12 protein-coding genes are annotated in these 15,975 nt (G+C 74.5%); 4 read left to right on the top strand and 8 right to left on the bottom strand.

Annotated features, from left to right (window positions below):
• Positions 1-20 precede the first annotated feature (20 nt).
• From ABEB09_RS25435 to ABEB09_RS25420, 4 genes are all read right to left on the bottom strand, one after another.
• Positions 21-1,280 carry an SWIM zinc finger family protein gene (locus tag ABEB09_RS25435; RefSeq protein WP_345692229.1) on the bottom strand — a complete coding sequence of 420 codons (1,260 nt, stop codon included), beginning with the start codon at positions 1,278-1,280 and terminating at the stop codon, positions 21-23.
• Complete coding sequence (locus ABEB09_RS25430) at positions 1,277-4,198, bottom strand: DEAD/DEAH box helicase (RefSeq protein ID WP_380840093.1); 2,922 nt, start codon at positions 4,196-4,198, stop codon at positions 1,277-1,279. The genes ABEB09_RS25435 and ABEB09_RS25430 overlap by 4 nt, the downstream gene beginning before the upstream one ends.
• 84 nt (positions 4,199-4,282) lie before the next feature.
• Complete coding sequence (locus ABEB09_RS25425) at positions 4,283-5,749, bottom strand: carboxylesterase/lipase family protein (RefSeq protein WP_345692227.1); 1,467 nt, start codon at positions 5,747-5,749, stop codon at positions 4,283-4,285.
• A 3-nt stretch (positions 5,750-5,752) separates the two neighbouring features.
• Entirely contained in the window at positions 5,753-6,685 is a 933-nt protein-coding gene (locus tag ABEB09_RS25420) for an acyltransferase domain-containing protein (protein WP_345692226.1), read from the bottom strand.
• Between the two features lie 143 nt (positions 6,686-6,828).
• Here ABEB09_RS25420 and ABEB09_RS25415 point away from each other — a divergent pair, with 143 nt between their 5' ends.
• The gene (locus ABEB09_RS25415) at positions 6,829-7,107 is read left to right on the top strand and encodes a DUF6343 family protein (RefSeq protein WP_345694083.1); all 279 of its coding nucleotides are present in this window, start codon (positions 6,829-6,831) and stop codon (positions 7,105-7,107) included.
• Between the two features lie 45 nt (positions 7,108-7,152).
• Here the strand turns inward: ABEB09_RS25415 and ABEB09_RS25410 are convergent, their stop codons facing one another.
• From ABEB09_RS25410 to ABEB09_RS25400, 3 genes are read right to left on the bottom strand one after another with little or no spacing between them, the layout of a single operon-like run.
• On the bottom strand, positions 7,153-7,515 hold the full coding sequence (locus tag ABEB09_RS25410; protein ID WP_345692225.1) for a tetratricopeptide repeat protein: 363 nt from the start codon (positions 7,513-7,515) through the stop codon (positions 7,153-7,155).
• Between the two features lie 50 nt (positions 7,516-7,565).
• Complete coding sequence (gene coaE, locus ABEB09_RS25405; RefSeq protein ID WP_345692224.1) at positions 7,566-8,222, bottom strand: dephospho-CoA kinase; 657 nt, start codon at positions 8,220-8,222, stop codon at positions 7,566-7,568.
• A 32-nt stretch (positions 8,223-8,254) separates the two neighbouring features.
• Positions 8,255-9,136 (bottom strand): PAC2 family protein, encoded by an 882-nt coding sequence (locus ABEB09_RS25400; RefSeq protein ID WP_380840189.1) that lies wholly within the window; start codon positions 9,134-9,136, stop codon positions 8,255-8,257.
• A gap of 253 nt (positions 9,137-9,389) precedes the next feature.
• Here ABEB09_RS25400 and ABEB09_RS25395 point away from each other — a divergent pair, with 253 nt between their 5' ends.
• Positions 9,390-10,358 (top strand): right-handed parallel beta-helix repeat-containing protein, encoded by a 969-nt coding sequence (locus ABEB09_RS25395; protein WP_345692222.1) that lies wholly within the window; start codon positions 9,390-9,392, stop codon positions 10,356-10,358.
• 112 nt (positions 10,359-10,470) lie between these two features.
• Here the strand turns inward: ABEB09_RS25395 and rpsA are convergent, their stop codons facing one another.
• Complete coding sequence (rpsA, locus tag ABEB09_RS25390; RefSeq protein WP_031072721.1) at positions 10,471-11,964, bottom strand: 30S ribosomal protein S1; 1,494 nt, start codon at positions 11,962-11,964, stop codon at positions 10,471-10,473.
• A 422-nt stretch (positions 11,965-12,386) separates the two neighbouring features.
• Between rpsA and ABEB09_RS25385 the strand changes: the two genes are divergently transcribed.
• Together ABEB09_RS25385 and ABEB09_RS25380 are read left to right on the top strand one after the other, a co-directional pair.
• Entirely contained in the window at positions 12,387-13,193 is an 807-nt protein-coding gene (locus ABEB09_RS25385) for a class I SAM-dependent methyltransferase (protein WP_345692221.1), read from the top strand.
• 12 nt (positions 13,194-13,205) lie between these two features.
• A complete protein-coding gene (locus ABEB09_RS25380; RefSeq protein ID WP_345692220.1) occupies positions 13,206-15,971 on the top strand; it encodes an ATP-dependent RNA helicase in 2,766 nt (921 codons plus the stop codon).
• The last annotated feature ends 4 nt before the right edge of the window (positions 15,972-15,975 follow it).

Genomic DNA, 15,975 nt, shown 5'->3' with positions numbered 1-15,975 from the left:
ATGTCCGGCAGCGTATCCCCTCACCTGCCGAGCAGTCCGGCGAGCGCGCCCACCGGGTCGGCGTCGGGTGTCCCTCTCGGCCACCAGTCCTCGCGGCCGGCGTCGGACTCGTAGCCGTACCAGAGTCCGTCGCGCCCGTAGCGGAGCTGGAGCGACGCGGTGGACAGGCGGTTCCGCCAGGGGCGGAAGTGCGGGAAGTCGGCCGCCAGCAGGGCGGGGCGGGCGCGGTCGAAGGGGCCGGCGGGCGGGTCCCACGGCTCCTCAAGCACGGCGAGGCCGGCCGGGCCGCCCTGGCGCCAGGCGGCGACCGCGCGGGCCAGGTCCGCCGGGGTGCGGTCGAGGGCCTCGGCCAGGTCGCGGTAGAGGGCGCGGGTGGAGGCCGTCAGGCCCGAGCCCGGGTGGGCGGCGGCGAGGCGGACGGCGTCCTGCCAAGGGGTGAGTGCGGCGACCGGGTCGCGGCCGGTCGTGAGGTGGGTGTGCGCCCGGGCGGCCGCCTCGGAGGCCAGCAGCTCCAGGGCCAGCGGGTCGGGTGCCGCCGGGTCCTCGGGGTAGGCGGGCGGGCGGCCCGGGTGGGGCGGGACGGGCAGGGGCGGGGGCAGGGCGACGGCGGGCGCGGCCAGGACGGCGTCGCGGGCCTGGACCGTGGGGACGGGCGGGGGCGCGGCGGTGGCCTCGGCGGCGGACCGGGCGGCGTTGCGGTGGCTGAGCGCCGCGAGGATCTCCTGTTCGCCGCGGCCCCGCATCAGGAACAGCACGAACGGGTCCTCGTCGAGGAGCCGCGCCGCCTGGTAGCAGAGGGCCGCCGCGTGCTTGCAGGGGTAGCCGTCGTCGGGGCAGGAGCAGTCGGGGATCAGGTCGCCGGGGCGGGGCAGCAGATCGGCGACGGCGGCCAGGGCGTGCGGGACGTCCTTGTCGAGGAGGGCGGCGATATGGGCGGGGCGCGCGGCGGCGGCGTCCAGGAGCCGGTCCCAGTCGTCGTCGCCGAGCACCCGCATGCGGATCTCCGTGCGGTACGGGCGGGGCCTGCTGCCGTGTACGTACGCCGTGACCCGGCCGGGCGTGACCGTGATCGCGTCGACGAGCCCGCGCCCCGCGTAGGCCCGGCCGCGGGCCAGGCGGGCCGCGTCGAGGGCGGTGTCCTCCAGGGCGTCGACCCAGGCGTTGCCCCACCAGGTCGCGGCGAACTCGCCCGTGTCGCCGGGCACGGGCGCGAGCTGTGGGAAGGTGCGGCGCCGGTCGTCGTGGTAGGCCGGGGGCCGGCCCGGGCGCGGGGGGCTCATGACGGCCTCCTCAGGGACACGAGGTCCGCCAGCTCACGGTCCGTCAGTTCGGTGAGGGCGGCCTCGCCGGAGCCCAGGACGGCGTCGGCGAGGGCCCGTTTGGCGAGGAGCAGTTCGGCGATGCGGTCCTCGACGGTGCCTTCGGCGATCAGCCGGTGGACCTGGACGGGCTGTGTCTGGCCGATGCGGTAGGCGCGGTCGGTGGCCTGCTCCTCGACGGCCGGGTTCCACCAGCGGTCGTAGTGCACGACGTGGCCGGCGCGGGTGAGGTTGAGGCCGGTGCCGGCGGCCTTCAGGGACAGCACGAACACCGGTACCTCGCCGGACTGGAAGCGGTCCACCATGCGCTCCCGCTCGGCGACCGGGGTACCGCCGTGCAGCAGCTGCGAGGGGACGCCGCGGGCGGTGAGGTGGGCGGTGAGGAGCCGGGCCATGGACACGTACTGCGTGAACACGAGCACCGAGCCGTCCTCGGAGAGGATCGTGTCGAGCAGTTCGTCCAGCAGGGCGAGCTTTCCGGACCGGCCGGCCAGCCGGGCCGGCTGCTCCTTCAGGTACTGCGCGGGGTGGTTGCAGATCTGCTTGAGGGAGGTCAGCAGTTTCATGATCAGGCCGCGGCGGGCGATGCCCTCGGCGCCCTCGATGGCGGCCATCGTCTCGCGGACCACCGCCTCGTACAGGGACGCCTGTTCGCGGGTGAGCGCCACCGGGTGGTCGGACTCGGTCTTGGGCGGCAGCTCGGGGACGATGCCGGGGTCGGACTTGCGGCGGCGCAGGAGGAAGGGGCGGACGAGCCGGGCGAGGCGCCGCACCGCCTCGTCGTTCTCGATCTCCTCGCTGTTCTCGACGGCCCGCGCGTGGCGGGCGCGGAACGCCTTGAGCGGGCCGAGCAGTCCGGGCGTCGTCCAGTCGAGCAGGGCCCACAGCTCGGAGAGGTTGTTCTCGACGGGGGTGCCGGTGAGCGCGACGCGGGCCGGTGCGGGGAGGGTGCGCAGGGCCTTGGCGGTCGCGGAGAAGGGGTTCTTGACGTGCTGGGCCTCGTCGGCGACGACCATGCCCCAGTCGTGCGCGGCGAGCCGTTCGGCGCTGGTGCGCATCGTGCCGTACGTGGTGAGGACGAAGCCGCCGTCGGCGCCGTCGAGGGTGCGGGCCGTGCCGTGGAAGCGGAGGACGGGCACGCCGGGGGCGAACCGGCGGATCTCGCGCTGCCAGTTGCCGAGCAGCGAGGCGGGGCAGACGACGAGCGTGGGGGCCGTGCGGGCACGGTGCAGGTGCAGGGCGATGACCGTGACGGTCTTGCCGAGGCCCATGTCGTCGGCGAGGCAGCCGCCGAGGCCGAGGGAGGTCATGAGGTCCAGCCAGGCGAGGCCGCGCAGCTGGTAGTCGCGCAGGGTGGCGTCGAGGCCCGGCGGCGGGGCGATGGCGGCGGGGCCCGCGACGAGCCGGTCGCGCAGGGCGGCGAGGGCGCCGGTGGGCACGGCCTCGACGGTCTCGCCGTCGACCTCGGCGGTGCCGGTGAGCGCCGCGGCGAGCGCGTCGACCGGCTCCAGCAGGCCCAGTTCGCGCTTGCGGGCCTTGCGGACGAGGTCGGGGTCGACGACCACCCAGCGGTCGCGCAGCCGCACGACCGGCCGGTGCGCCTCGGCGAGGGCGTCCATCTCGCGCTGGGTGAGCGGGTCCCCGTCGAGGGCGAGCTGCCAGTCGAAGCGGAGCAGTTCGGCGCTGTCGAAGAAGGACGTGCCGTCGGTGGCGGAGCCGGGTGCGGGGCGGACGACGGCGGCCGCGGTGAGGCTGCGGGCCAGCTCGCGGGGCCAGTGGACGGTGACGCCCGCCGCGTCGAGCCGGGTCGCCGCGGGGCCCAGCAGTTCGTACAGCTCGTCCTCGGTGAGGCTGAGGACGTCGGGCACGGCCCGCTCCAGGAGCCGGCCGAGCGGCGGCCAGACGCGCGCGGCGCGGCGCACCGCGAGGACGGCGTCGACGCGGGCGCGCGGACCGAAGTGCTCGTCGCCGTTCCACGACCACAGCGCTGCCGCGTCGATGACGAGCGTGGGGTCGGCGAGGCTGTGCACCTGGACGACCGCGGCGGCCGCGGGCCGTTCGTCGCCGCCTTCGCGGGCGGTGTCGAACAGCTCGTACGAGGAGAGGTCGAGGCGCAGGGAGACGCGCACGCCCGCGTCCATCCCGGCGGCGGCCTCGGCGGCCCAGGCGCGGGCGCGGGGCAGCCGCTGCGGGGCCTCGGCGGCGAAGGGCGCCCCGGCCGCGAACGCGGCGGCGGGTGTGCGGGGCAATGTGTCGGCGACGGCGTCGAGGAACGCGCGCACCAGAGCTTCCGGCTCGGGCAGCCGGAGCGGGCGCCTGCCGGGCACGGGCACGGCGTGCGCCTCGTACGGCATGGCCGCGGCCACGGTCCGCAGGTGGGCGATGTCGTCGGCGTCCAGCGGGCCGGCCCGCCAGGCGTCGTGGTCGTCGGCGGTGAGCCCGGGCAGGAGGCGGCCGCGCGCGACCAGGTGCAGCGCGTGCAGCGCGGCCGCGCCCCAGCACGCGGTGGCGGGGTGGGCCGCAGAGGTGTGCCGGGCGGCGGCGAGCAGCGGGACGGCGTCGCCGACGGGCAGCACCAGTGCGGGCACCGAGCGGCTGCGGACCCCGTCGCCGTGGCGCCGGACGACGGTGAGGGTCTCCGTCCGGGCCGTCGTGTGGGGCGCGGGGTCGGGCAGTGGGCGGCCGTCGGGACGCCAGAAGGCCACGCGGCCCGCGCGGGGCAGGGAGGCGGGCAGGAAGACGGCGGCGCAGGCGTGCAGCGGGTGCGCTTCGGGTCGGGCTGTCCGCACGGCCGTCACCTCCCTGTCGTCTCCGCCGTGGCCCACTGCCACCGCGTCATCGACCTTACGGGTCGGGTCTGACAACAGCCCGAAACGCATTCCGGCCCCGCGGGCGAGGGCCCCGGTGCCCGCTCTGGAGCGGCCCCGCCCGCCCCGCCCCTGCCCCAGTGCTCTGCCGTGCGCCTACCGCACCCCGTCCCACAGCGCCCGCTCCGCCGCGCGCGGGTCGTCCACGGGGCCGCAGGCCGTGGTGTTGAAGATCATCGTGGTGCGGGTGTCCGTGTCGTACGGGGCCCAGCCCGGGGAACCGGTCGTCGCGAAGGACACCCAGGCGCCGTGCATGGCGTCCGCGAGGGACCGGGGCGGGTCGTCGCCGATCACCGGGGCGTACGCCGGGTCGTCGAGGCGGTCGAAGACATAGGCGAGCTCCCCCACGTGACAGGCGCCCAGCCGGCCCCCGAAGGCCGTCGAGCGGTGGGCGAACTCGTACACGTACGTGCCGGGGACGGACTCGGCGAGGCGGATGGCGGGGATCCGGTAGTACCAGTCCGTCGCGAGGGCGTCGAAGATCTCGCCGGGCAGGGCACCGGGGCGGCCGTCGCGGTAGACCTCGACGGCCTTGGCCGGGTCGAGCCCGTACGCGCGGGCCGTCGCGTCGACCTTGGTCTCGGGGAGGAGTTCCAGCCGCCCGGTGGGGACGAGGAACAGCCGGTACTCCTCGCGGTTGCTGCCGGCCATCAGGCCGACGCCGCAGTCGGGTCCGGGCAGCGCGAGTCCGTCGGTCACCGGCTCGAACGGCAGGGCGTTCAATGCGGCCTCGCCCCACAGCGCGGGGTCGGGCCGGGTGACGATCTCGGCGCGCAGCTCCGTCTGGGCGGCGAGGAGGCGGTCGAGCGGGACGGCGGCGAACGCCTCGGCGGTGGGCGCGATGCCGAGCTCGCCGGCCAGGTGGGCGGTGATGCGGCGGGCCGGGCCGGGGGTCAGGAAGGTGTGGGCGGCACCGCTCTGGAGGATCGCCCGGTGGAACAGGCCACGCGCGCGTGGCTCGGTGAGCAGCACGCCGATCGACATGGCGCCGGAGGACTCGCCGAAGACGGTCACCCGGTCCGGGTCGCCGCCGAAGGCCGCGATGTTGTCGCGGACCCACTCCAGGGCGGCGATCTGGTCGAGCAGGCCGCGGTTGTCCGGGACGCCGTCCAGGTGCAGGAACCCGTCGGCGCCGAGCCGGTGGTTGAGCGACACGAGGACCACGCCGTCGCGGGCGAAGGCGCTGCCGTCGTACGCGGACGCCGACGCCGATCCGTTGGTGAAGCCGCCGCCGTGCAGCCACACCATGACGGGCAGGCGGGCGCCGGGTCCTGGGGAGGGCGTCCAGACGTTGAGGTTGAGGCAGTCGTCGCCGGGGACGGTGGTCTCGGGGATGAGCGTGTCGAACGGCGGGGTGTACGGCGCCTTCGGCGGAGTCGGCCCGTACCGGGTCGCGTCCCGGGTGCCGGTCCACGGCTCCGGCGGGGCCGGCGGCCGGAAGCGCAGCGCGCCGACGGGCGGCGCCGCGTACGGGATGCCGAGGAAGGCGGCCACGCCGCCGGTGGCGAGCCGGCCGCGTACGGCGCCGTGCCGGGTGGTGCAGACGGGTGCGGTGGGTTCCATGCGTCAGAGCGTGAACCAGCCGCCGCGTTCGTACCAGTGGCCCCCTGCCAGAAGATGGCCGACCACGGCCCGCTCCAGCGTGGTGCGCGGGGCCAGTTCGGCAGGGCGCAGCCCCGGGTCGCCGAAGACGAACTCGATCACCCGCGCGTCGCCCGGCCCCGGTTCCCCGCCCCCGTCCTCGCGGGACGCGAGCCGGAACCGGTCCTGGAACCGCAGGACGTTGGCCCCGCGCGGCAGGCGGCCGCGCAGCTGCGGGTCCAGGAGCCAGGACTCGCAGATGGCGAGCTCGTACTCCTCCTCGGGGAAGTGCCGTGCGAAGAAGGCTCTGGCGCGGTCCACCGAGGCGTCGCAGGCGGCGGGGGTGAGGGGGCCGAGGAAGTCCGGTATGTGCACGCTCAGGCAGTGGTCGCCGGTCCTGTACGGCAGCCCGGCGGCGCCGACGGCTGTGCCGATGCGCGAGCGGAGCCGGTCGCGCTGGAACTGCAGCCGGCCCAGCTGGTACAGCTCGCCGCGGAAGTGCAGCTGCAGCCAGCCGGGGTGGCGCAGCCCGCCGTTCCCCCGCGACCTGCGGTGGAGCGCCATGTGCCGTCCCAGGTCGGCCAGGGTCCGACGGGACACCCCGTCCGGCACGGCACGCCGCCGGTGGTAGGCCCGCACGGCGGGAAGCGCGGCGAGGCACACGAGGACCGGGAAGTAGCGCTCGGCGGCGTCGGCGCCGGGGGGTACGGGCTCCACCCGGCGGCGGCTTCCGACGTGTCCGATGCCGTCGACGAGGCTCCGCACGTCCCGCTCCAGCCGGGGCAGCAGGACCGGGTCGTTCAGCAGCCGCTCGCGGACCGCGAGGAGCGGGTTCACGTCCTCGTGGGGCACGGCCAGGTCGAGGAGCGCGTCGGCCAGGTCGTCGGCGCGCAGGGCGGCGAGTGCGTCGGCCGTCACGTCGGCCCCTTCCGGGAAGAGCGGGGCAGCGGGCGGAGCGGGCGATGCCTGCGGGTCACCGGGGGACTCGGGAGATGCCCGCCCGCCACCGCGTGGATCGAGCCTCTCCGCGGGGTACCCGCCCCGCGAGGAGAGCGATGACGATGCGCACCGGCAACGAACCGATCACCGCGCGCAGCGCGCTGCGACTGCGGTTCTGGCTGAGCCTCTGGGGGATGGTCTGGGCGGCCGGCGGCACGGCGGCCTTCGCGTTCGCCGACCGGGCGGGGTGGGCGCTGGCGTGCGGGCTGCTCCTCCTGGTCGCGGCCGTGGACATGGCGCTGATCGTGCGCCATATACGCCAGGGCCCCCACTACCAGCCCGGCCGCGATGTGCCTCCGTACGAACCCGATCATCGGCGTCTGCCACCCCCTCCGTCGTGACGATCCGTGCACACCACGTTACGACGGGGCACTGACATCAAGGCATCAGGTGTCGAAGCGGGCGGCTTCCAGGTACTCGGGCTTCGGGTCGAGGGCCGCGGCCAGCCGGAAGTGCCGCTTGGCGTGCTGGTGGCGGCCGGCCCGCTCCAGGGTGCGGGCGAGCCCGAAGTGCGCGAAGGCGTTGTCCGGCTCGCGCTCCAGGACCAGCTCGAACTCCAGTTCCGCCGGGCGGAGTTGGGCGGCGGCGAAGAAGGCCCGCGCCCGCAGGAGGCGGGCGGCGGTGTTCTCGGGGTGGGCCGCGATCACCGAGTCGAGCAGCTTGACGGCCCCGCGCGGATCCCGCGCCGCGAGCAGTTGCTCGGCCGCGCGGTAGTCGATGACGTGGGTCTCCGGGTTGTTGTCGGGCACGCTGCCATCCTTCCCCTCGGTGCGGGGGTTCAACATCCCGGGCGGCCGGCCTATTCCGGCGTCGCGGGCGGGTCGGTGAGGCCGACCGGGTCGGGTGCGGGGGGTGTGGGCCGGGCCGCGCGGGCGGCCAGCTCCTCCCAGACCTTGCGGACCTGGGGTTCCAGCGCCTCCAGCGGGCCGTCGTTGTCGATCACGAAGTCGGCGACGGCCCGCCGCTGCTCGCGCGTGGCCTGGGCGGCCATCCGGGCACGGGCCTCGGACTCGGACATGCCCCGCAGGCGTACGAGCCGGTCGAGCCGGGTCTCGGGGGACGCGTCGACGACCACGACGACGTCATAGAGGGGCGCCAGCCCGTTCTCGGTGAGGAGCGGGACGTCGTGGACCACCACGGCGTCGGGTGCGGCGGCCGCCTGCAGCTCGGCGGAGCGGGCGCCGACGAGCGGGTGGACGATCCCGTTGAGGGTGGCCAGGCGCTCGGGGTCGGCGAAGACGATGGAGCCGAGCCCGGGCCGGTCGAGGGTGCCCTCGGGCGTCAGGATGTCCGGCCCGAACGCGTCCACGACGGCCGCGAGCCCGGGCGTGCCGGGCTCCACGACCTCGCGGGCGATCCTGTCGGCGTCGATGAGCACCGCCCCGTACGAGACGAGCAGTCGCGACACCTCGCTCTTTCCGGCACCGATGCCGCCGGTCAGCCCCACGGTAAGCATGAGCGGAAGCCTATGCCCTGCCCCGCGGCGCGCTAGACGTCGCCCTCCCGCTCGGCGAGGAACCGCTCGAACTCGCGGCCCAGCTCGTCGGCGGACGGCAGGTCGACCGGCTCGGCGACGAGGCTGCCGCGGGTCTCGGCGCCGGCCAGCGCGTCGTACTGGTGCTCGAGTCCCTGGACGAGCGCGACCAGCTCCTCGTCGCCCTCGCCGATCTGGCGGTCGATCTCCGTCTGCGTGCGCTGCGCGGCGGTGCGCAGGCCGTGCGCGACGCCGGGCAGGACGAGACCGGTGGCGGCCGTGATGGCCTCCAGGGCCGTGAGCGCCGCGTCCGGGTAGGCCGAGCGGGCGACGTAGTGCGGGACGTGCGCGGCGACACCCAGCACGTCGTGCCCGGCCTCCATCAGGCGGTACTCGACGAGCGCCTCGGCGCTGCCCGGCACCTGCGCCTCGTCGAACGGGCTGCGGTGGCCCGGCATGAGGTCCGTACGGTTGCCGTGCGGGGTCAGGCCCACGGGGCGGGTGTGCGGGACGCCCATCGGGATGCCGTGGAAGTTGACGGCCAAGCGCACGCCGAGCCGTTCGACGATCTGCCGCACGGCCAGGGCGAACCGCTCCCATTCGACGTCCGGTTCGGGTCCGGACAGCAGGAGGAACGGCGCACCGGTGGCGTCCTGGACGATGCGCAGCTCGATGGCCGGCGTCTCGTAGCCGGTCCAGCGGTCGCGGCGGAAGGTGAGCAGGGGCCGGCGCGCCCGGTAGTCGACGAGCCGGTCGTGGTCGAAGCGGGCCACCACCTGGTGGGGCAGGCTCTCCAGCAGGTTCTCGACGATCTGCTCGCCGGTCTCACCCGCGTCGATGTATCCGTCGAAGTGATAGAGCATGACCAGGCCGGACGACTCCTGCGCCAGCGCCATGTCGGCGACCGCCAGGCCCTTCGGCTCCCATGCGTACAAATCCTGCGGATCAAGCACGATGACCGCTCCTCCTCTTTTCCCTGGGAAGAACGTCGCACAGGGCACCGACATTCCCACGGGGCGCTACGAAAGCGGTCACCTCTGGTCCAGACCTTGACATGCCCACTACCCATCCCTACCGTCACGGGGCAACGCGCGCGTTCAGACATCCGCCCGGCGTCCACATACGCGAACCGACGGAAGGATCCCCCACATGCGCACCCGTACGCTGCTCCCCGCGCTCCCCGCCCTCCTCGCCGCCGGCCTCGTCCTCGGTTCGGCCCCCACGGCCGGTGCCGGGACGGCCGCCGTCATCGACGTCTCCACCACGGCCCAGCTCAAGGCGGCCCTCTCCGCGGCACGCCCCGGTGACACCATCCGGCTCGCCGACGGCACGTACACCGGCAACTTCAAGGCGACCACTCCGGGCACCTCCTCCGCGCGGATCACCCTCACGGGCTCCTCGCGCGCCGTCCTGACCGCGGGAGGCGGGTACGGCCTGCACCTCAACGGCGCCTCGTACTGGACCGTCCGCGGCATCACCGTCACCGGCGGCCAGAAGGGGATCATGACGGACGCCGCGAACGGCGTGGTGATCGACTCCGTCACCGTGCACGGCCTGGACATGGAGGGCGTCCACTTCCGCAACTCCAGCAGCAACGGCGTCATCAAGAACTCACGGATCCACGACACCGGGAACGACGGGCGCGGCATGGGCGAGGGCGTCTACGTGGGGACGGCGAACACGCTCTCCGACCGCAGCGACAACGTGCAGATCCTCAACAACACCATCGGCCCGGACGTCGGCGGCGAGAGCATCGACATCAAGGAGGGCACGAAGGGCGCGCGGATCATCGGCAACACCTTCGACGGACGCGGCATGACGGGCGCGCACTACGACGATTCCTGGGTGGACGTGAAAGGCAACAACGTCCTCGTCGAGAACAACACGGGCCGCACCACCCTGAACAACGGCTTCGAGGTCCACACCCAGCAGAGCGGCTGGGGCTGCGGCACGGTCTTCCGCGGCAACCGCGCCGACCTGACGGGCGCGACCGGCCCGAACCGGTACGCGATCCACGCCCCGCACCACTCCTCGTCCTGCCGGACGACGGTGTACAGCGACAACACGTACACGGGCGGCCGCGGCCTCGTCACGCCGGGCGTACCCGTCACGGGCTGACGCGCGACGCCCCACGGAAGAAGGCGGAGAGCGGCCGGAACAGCACTGAGGCCCGTCCCTCGCGGGACGGGCCTCAGTGTTACCGGCTAGGAGCTAGCGGCTGGGCAGAGCCTCAGCTCTGGCCGCCGGCCAGCTTCTCGCGGAGGGCGGCCAGCGCCTCGTCCGACGCCAGGGCGCCGGAGTTGTCGTCCGACTCCGAGGAGTAGGAGCCACCGGTCGGCGCGGCGGCCGGAGCGGCGGCGCCACCCTCGGCAGCGGCGGCCTCGTCGGCCTCGCGGGACTTGATGACCTGGGCCTGGTGCTGCTCGAAGCGCTGCTGCGCCTCGGCGTACTGGGTCTCCCACGCCTCGCGCTGGGCCTCGTAGCCCGGCAGCCAGTCGTTGGTCTCCGGGTCGAAGCCCTCGGGGTAGATGTAGTTGCCCTGGTCGTCGTAGGACGCGGCCATGCCGTACAGGGTCGGGTCGAACTCGACCGAGGCCGGGTCGGCACCGAAGGACTCGTTGGCCTGCTTCAGCGAGAGGCTGATGCGACGACGCTCGAGGTCGATGTCGATGACCTTGACGAAGATCTCGTCGTTGACCTGGACGACCTGCTCCGGGATCTCCACGTGGCGCTCGGCCAGCTCGGAGATGTGGACCAGACCCTCGATGCCCTCGTCCACGCGGACGAACGCACCGAACGGAACCAGCTTGGTGACCTTACCCGGGACGACCTGACCGATCTGGTGCGTACGGGCGAACTGCTGCCACGGGTCCTCCTGCGTCGCCTTCAGCGACAGGGAGACACGCTCGCGGTCCATGTCCACGTCGAGAACCTCGACGGTGACCTCCTGGCCGACCTCGACGACCTCGGACGGGTGGTCGATGTGCTTCCAGGACAGCTCGGAGACGTGAACCAGACCGTCGACGCCACCCAGGTCCACGAAGGCACCGAAGTTGACGATCGAGGACACGACGCCGGAGCGGACCTGACCCTTCTGCAGGGTGGTGAGGAACGTCTGGCGGACCTCGGACTGGGTCTGCTCGAGCCAGGCACGGCGGGACAGGACCACGTTGTTGCGGTTCTTGTCCAGCTCGATGATCTTGGCCTCGAGCTCCTTGCCGACGTACGGCTGGAGGTCGCGGACACGGCGCATCTCGACGAGGGAGGCCGGCAGGAAGCCACGGAGGCCGATGTCGAGGATGAGACCACCCTTGACGACCTCGATGACGGTACCGGTGACGATGCCGTCCTCTTCCTTGATCTTCTCGATGGTGCCCCAGGCACGCTCGTACTGGGCGCGCTTCTTCGAGAGGATCAGGCGGCCTTCCTTGTCCTCCTTCTGGAGAACCAGGGCCTCGATCTCGTCGCCGACCTTGACGACCTCGTTCGGGTCGACGTCGTGCTTGATCGAGAGCTCGCGGCTCGGGATGACACCTTCGGTCTTGTAACCGATGTCGAGCAGGACCTCGTCCCGGTCGACCTTCACGATGACGCCGTCGACGATGTCGCCGTCGTTGAAGTACTTGATCGTCTCGTCGATCGCGGCGAGGAAGGCTTCCTCGTTACCGATGTCGTTGACCGCAACCTGCGGGGTGGTGGCGGTGGTCTCGGTGCTGCTCGTCATGTGGGAAAGGGCTCCGGTACGGACATTGAAGTCGTAGGTACTGCTACGCCGAGAGCCCGTATCGCAGCTGCAGAAGCCGGACAGCCTAGGAAGCGCCGATCTCAGGAACCCGAGTGGCGCCTCGACAACCGAGGGGACATACAACAGATGCGAGCGCGGCCTGCTCCGTCTGAGGCGCGCAGGCCCGCAGCGCAACCTTTAGCATACGGGGGCCGCCGGACAGGGTCAATGCGCGAAGGCGCCCACCCGGGGCGGATCCGCGCATACCCGGCACAACTAAGCTTGGCGCAGGCCACGGTGGACCCGCCGCGCCGGGACACGCCGTGTACGCCGGCACACGCCGTACACCGCACGTGACACACCGCGCACGCGTCGCGCACGCGTCGCTCGTGTGCAGTGCGCAAACTACAACGACGGGCGAGATGATCCAAGACCACGAACCGGAAGCGACTCGCCGTGACGCGGGGGACGCGGAGAGCAGCAGGGCCAGCCGCGGCTGGTGGGACCGGAACGCCGACGAGTACCAGAACGACCACGGCGCGTTCCTCGGGGACGACCGGTTCGTCTGGGGACCCGAGGGGCTGGACGAGGCGGACGCCGGGCTGCTGGGCCCCGCCGGGTCGCTGAAGGGGCTCGACGTCCTGGAGATCGGCGCCGGCGCCGCCCAGTGCTCGCGCTGGCTGGCCGCCCAGGGGGCGAGGCCCGTCGCGCTGGACCTGTCCCACCGCCAGCTCCAGCACGCCCTGCGCATCGGCTGCGACGGGGTCGCGCCGGTGGAGGCGGACGCGGGGGCGCTGCCGTTCCGGGACGGCTCCTTCGACCTGGCGTGCTCCGCGTACGGGGCGGTGCCGTTCGTGGCCGATCCGGTGCGGGTGTTCCGTGAGGTGCGGCGGGTGCTGCGGCCGGGCGGCCGCTGGGTCTTCTCCGTGACGCACCCGATCCGCTGGGCCTTCCCCGACGAGCCGGGGCCGGAGGGGCTGTCCGTGGCGGCCTCGTACTTCGACCGCACGCCGTACGTGGAGCAGGACGAGCGGGGGCGCGCGGTGTACGTGGAACACCACCGCACGCTGGGCGACCGGGTGCGGGACGTGGTCGCGGCCGGTTTCCGGCTGGTCGACCTGGTCGAGCCGGAGTGGCCCGGCTGGAACAGCCAGGAGTGGGGCGGCTGGTCGCCGCTGCGCGGCAACCTCATCCCCGGTACGGCGATCTTCGTGTGCGTGCGGGACTGAGGTCCGGTCGACGTGATCCGTGAGGGGGAACGGGAGCGGCTTCCCGTACGTGATGCCCTGCCCGCGCTGGAGCGCGCGCTCGACGAGCACGGCGCGGCCGTGCTGTGCGCGCCGCCGGGCACCGGCAAGACGACGCTCGTGCCGCTGGAGCTGGCGGCGCGGGGCGCCCGGGTCGTGGTGGCCGAGCCGCGGCGGATCGCCGCGCGGGCGGCGGCCCGGCGGATGGCGTGGCTGCTGGGCGAGAAGGTGGGCGGCCGGGTCGGGTTCACGGTCCGCGGCGAGCGGGTGGTGTCGCGGGACACCGTCGTCGAGGTGGTCACGACGGGTGTGCTGCTGCAGCGGCTCCAGCGCGATCAGGAGCTGGCCGGGGTCGACGTGGTGATCCTCGACGAGTGCCACGAGCGGCATCTGGACGCGGACACGGTCGCCGCGTTCCTGCTGGACGTACGGGCTGCGCTGCGGCCGGAGCTGCGGCTCGTGGCGGCGTCGGCGACGACGGACGCCGAGGGGTGGGCGCGGCTGCTGGGCGGTGCGCCCGTGGTCGAGGCGGCGGGCACGGCGCATCCGGTGGACGTGGTGTGGGCTCCCCCGGCGGCGCCGGTGCGGCCGCCGCACGGGATGCGGGTGGACCCGGCGCTGTTGGCGCACGTGGCGGCGGTGGTGCGGCGGGCGCTCGCGGAGCGTGCCGGGGACGTGCTGTGCTTCCTGCCCGGCGTCGGGGAGATCGCCCGGGTCGCGGGGCTGCTCGGCGGTGTCGATGCCGAGGTGCTCCAGGTGCACGGGCGGGCGCCGGCCGCGGTGCAGGAGGAGGTCCTCTCGCCGGGGCGTGGCCGCCGGGTGGTGCTGGCCACGGCGGTGGCCGAGTCGTCGCTGACCGTGCCGGGCGTACGGGTCGTGGTCGATTCGGGCCTGGCGCGCGAGCCGCGCGTCGATCATGCGCGGGGGCTGAGCGGTCTGACGACCGTACGGGCCTCGCGGGCGTCGGCCCGGCAACGGGCGGGGCGTGCGGGGCGCGAGGCGCCCGGTGTGGTGTACCGGTGCTGGTCGGAGGCGGAGGACGGGCGGCTGCCCGCGTTCCCGTCGCCGGAGATCCGGGTGGCGGACCTGGCGGCGTTCGCGCTGCAGGCCGCGGTGTGGGGCGATCCCGACGCGTCGGGGCTCGCGCTGCTCGATCCGCCTCCGGCGGGCGCGATGGCGGCGGCGCGGTCGGTGCTGACGGCGATCGGCGCGGTCGACGCGGCGGGGCGCGTGACGGAGCGCGGTACGCGTATGTCCCGCCTGGGCGTCCACCCGCGGCTGGCGCGGGCGCTGCTGGACGGCGCACCGCTCGTCGGTCCGCGGCGGGCAGCGGAACTCGTGGCCCTGCTCGGCGAGGAGCCACCGCGCGAGTACGGCGACGACCTGGCCGCGGCGTGGCGCACGGCCCGCCGGGGCGGCGACGCGTACGGGTCGAGATGGCGCACGGAGGTACGGCGACTCACGGCCCAGCTGGAGGCGGCGGGTCCGGCGGCGGGCGGGACCGGCAGGGGTGCCGGAGCCGGTGGGGCCGGCGGTGTCGGGGCCGGTGGGCATGGGGCCGGAGCCGGTGCGGGCGCTCTGGTCGGTGCGGGTGGCGGTGTGGGGGCCGGTGGGCATGAGGCCGGGGCCGGTGCGGGCGCCGGTGCCGGAGGCGGTGTCGGGGCCGGAGGGCATGAGGCCGGTGCCGGTGCCGGAGGCGGTGTCGGGGCCGGTGGGCGTGCCGGGCTGGGGGCGGGCGCCGCGGTCGGTGCAGGTGGCGGTGTCGAGGCCGGGCGGCTTGGTGTGCGGGTGGGGGATGACGTGGCCGCTGGGGTTGTCGCTGCGCTGGCGTTTCCCGAGCGGGTGGCGCGGGCGCGGGGTGGGGGTGCGTTTCTGATGGCGTCGGGGACCGGTGCCGAGACGGCCGACGGGTCCGGGCTGCGATCCGCCGCGTGGCTGGCCGTCGCGGTGGCGGACCGGCCGGCCGGGGCGGCCTCGGCGCGGGTGCGGCTGGCCGCCGTGTGCGACGAGGACGTGGCGCGGGAGGCCGCCGGTCATCTGCTGGTCGCGGGCGAGGAGGTCCGCTGGGCGGACGGTGACGTCGTGGCGCGGTCCGTGGAGCGGCTGGGCGCCGTCGAACTGGCCGTCCGGCCGTTGCGGGACGCCGACCCCGGGCTCGTACGCGAGGCGCTGCTCGACGGACTGCGGCGCGAGGGGCTGGGGCTGCTGCGCTGGTCGCCGGAGGCGGCCGGGCTGCGGGCGCGGCTGGCGTTCCTGCACCGGACGCTCGGCGCGCCGTGGCCCGGCGTCGCGGACGAGGCGCTGCTGGAGCGTGTCGACGAGTGGCTGGAGCCCGAGTTGTCGCGTGCGCGGCGGCGGGCCGACCTGGAGCGGGTCGACGCCGGGGACGCCCTGCGGCGGCTGCTGCCCTGGGCGAGCGGCGACGCGGCCCGGCTGGACGAGCTGGCGCCCGAGCGGCTGGAGGTGCCGAGCGGGTCGCGCGTCCGGATCGCGTACGAAGGGGAGCAGCCGGTGCTCGCGGTGAAGCTGCAGGAGCTGTTCGGGCTCACGGAGACGCCGCGGGTCGCGGGCGTCCCGGTGCTGGTGCACCTGCTGTCGCCGGCCGGGCGCCCCGCGGCCGTCACGGCGGACCTGGCGTCGTTCTGGCGCGACGGCTACCGGGCCGTACGGGCGGAGCTGCGCGGCCGGTACCCGAAGCACCCGTGGCCGGAGGACCCGTCCACGGCGGAACCCACGCGCCGGACGAACGCCCGCCGCTGAGGCT

This window comes from Streptomyces coeruleoprunus (assembly GCF_039542925.1).
GTDB lineage: Bacteria > Actinomycetota > Actinomycetes > Streptomycetales > Streptomycetaceae > Streptomyces > Streptomyces coeruleoprunus.
The sequence above is the reverse complement of the archived record's forward strand: the minus strand, read 5'-3'. Positions and strand labels throughout refer to the sequence as shown.

Bases quoted from the DNA above. Each gene is read 5' to 3' on its own strand.
- ABEB09_RS25435 (WP_345692229.1), bottom strand. From the start codon at position 1,280: ATGAGCCCCCCGCGCCCGGGCCGGCCCCCGGCCTACCACGACGACCGG.
- ABEB09_RS25430 (WP_380840093.1), bottom strand. From the start codon at position 4,198: ATGCGTTTCGGGCTGTTGTCAGACCCGACCCGTAAGGTCGATGACGCG.
- ABEB09_RS25425 (WP_345692227.1), bottom strand. From the start codon at position 5,749: ATGGAACCCACCGCACCCGTCTGCACCACCCGGCACGGCGCCGTACGC.
- ABEB09_RS25415 (WP_345694083.1), top strand. From the start codon at position 6,829: ATGCGCACCGGCAACGAACCGATCACCGCGCGCAGCGCGCTGCGACTG.
- coaE (WP_345692224.1), bottom strand. From the start codon at position 8,222: ATGCTTACCGTGGGGCTGACCGGCGGCATCGGTGCCGGAAAGAGCGAG.
- ABEB09_RS25400 (WP_380840189.1), bottom strand. From the start codon at position 9,136: ATGGCGCTGGCGCAGGAGTCGTCCGGCCTGGTCATGCTCTATCACTTC.
- ABEB09_RS25395 (WP_345692222.1), top strand. From the start codon at position 9,390: ATGCGCACCCGTACGCTGCTCCCCGCGCTCCCCGCCCTCCTCGCCGCC.
- rpsA (WP_031072721.1), bottom strand. From the start codon at position 11,964: ATGACGAGCAGCACCGAGACCACCGCCACCACCCCGCAGGTTGCGGTC.
- ABEB09_RS25385 (WP_345692221.1), top strand. From the start codon at position 12,387: ATGATCCAAGACCACGAACCGGAAGCGACTCGCCGTGACGCGGGGGAC.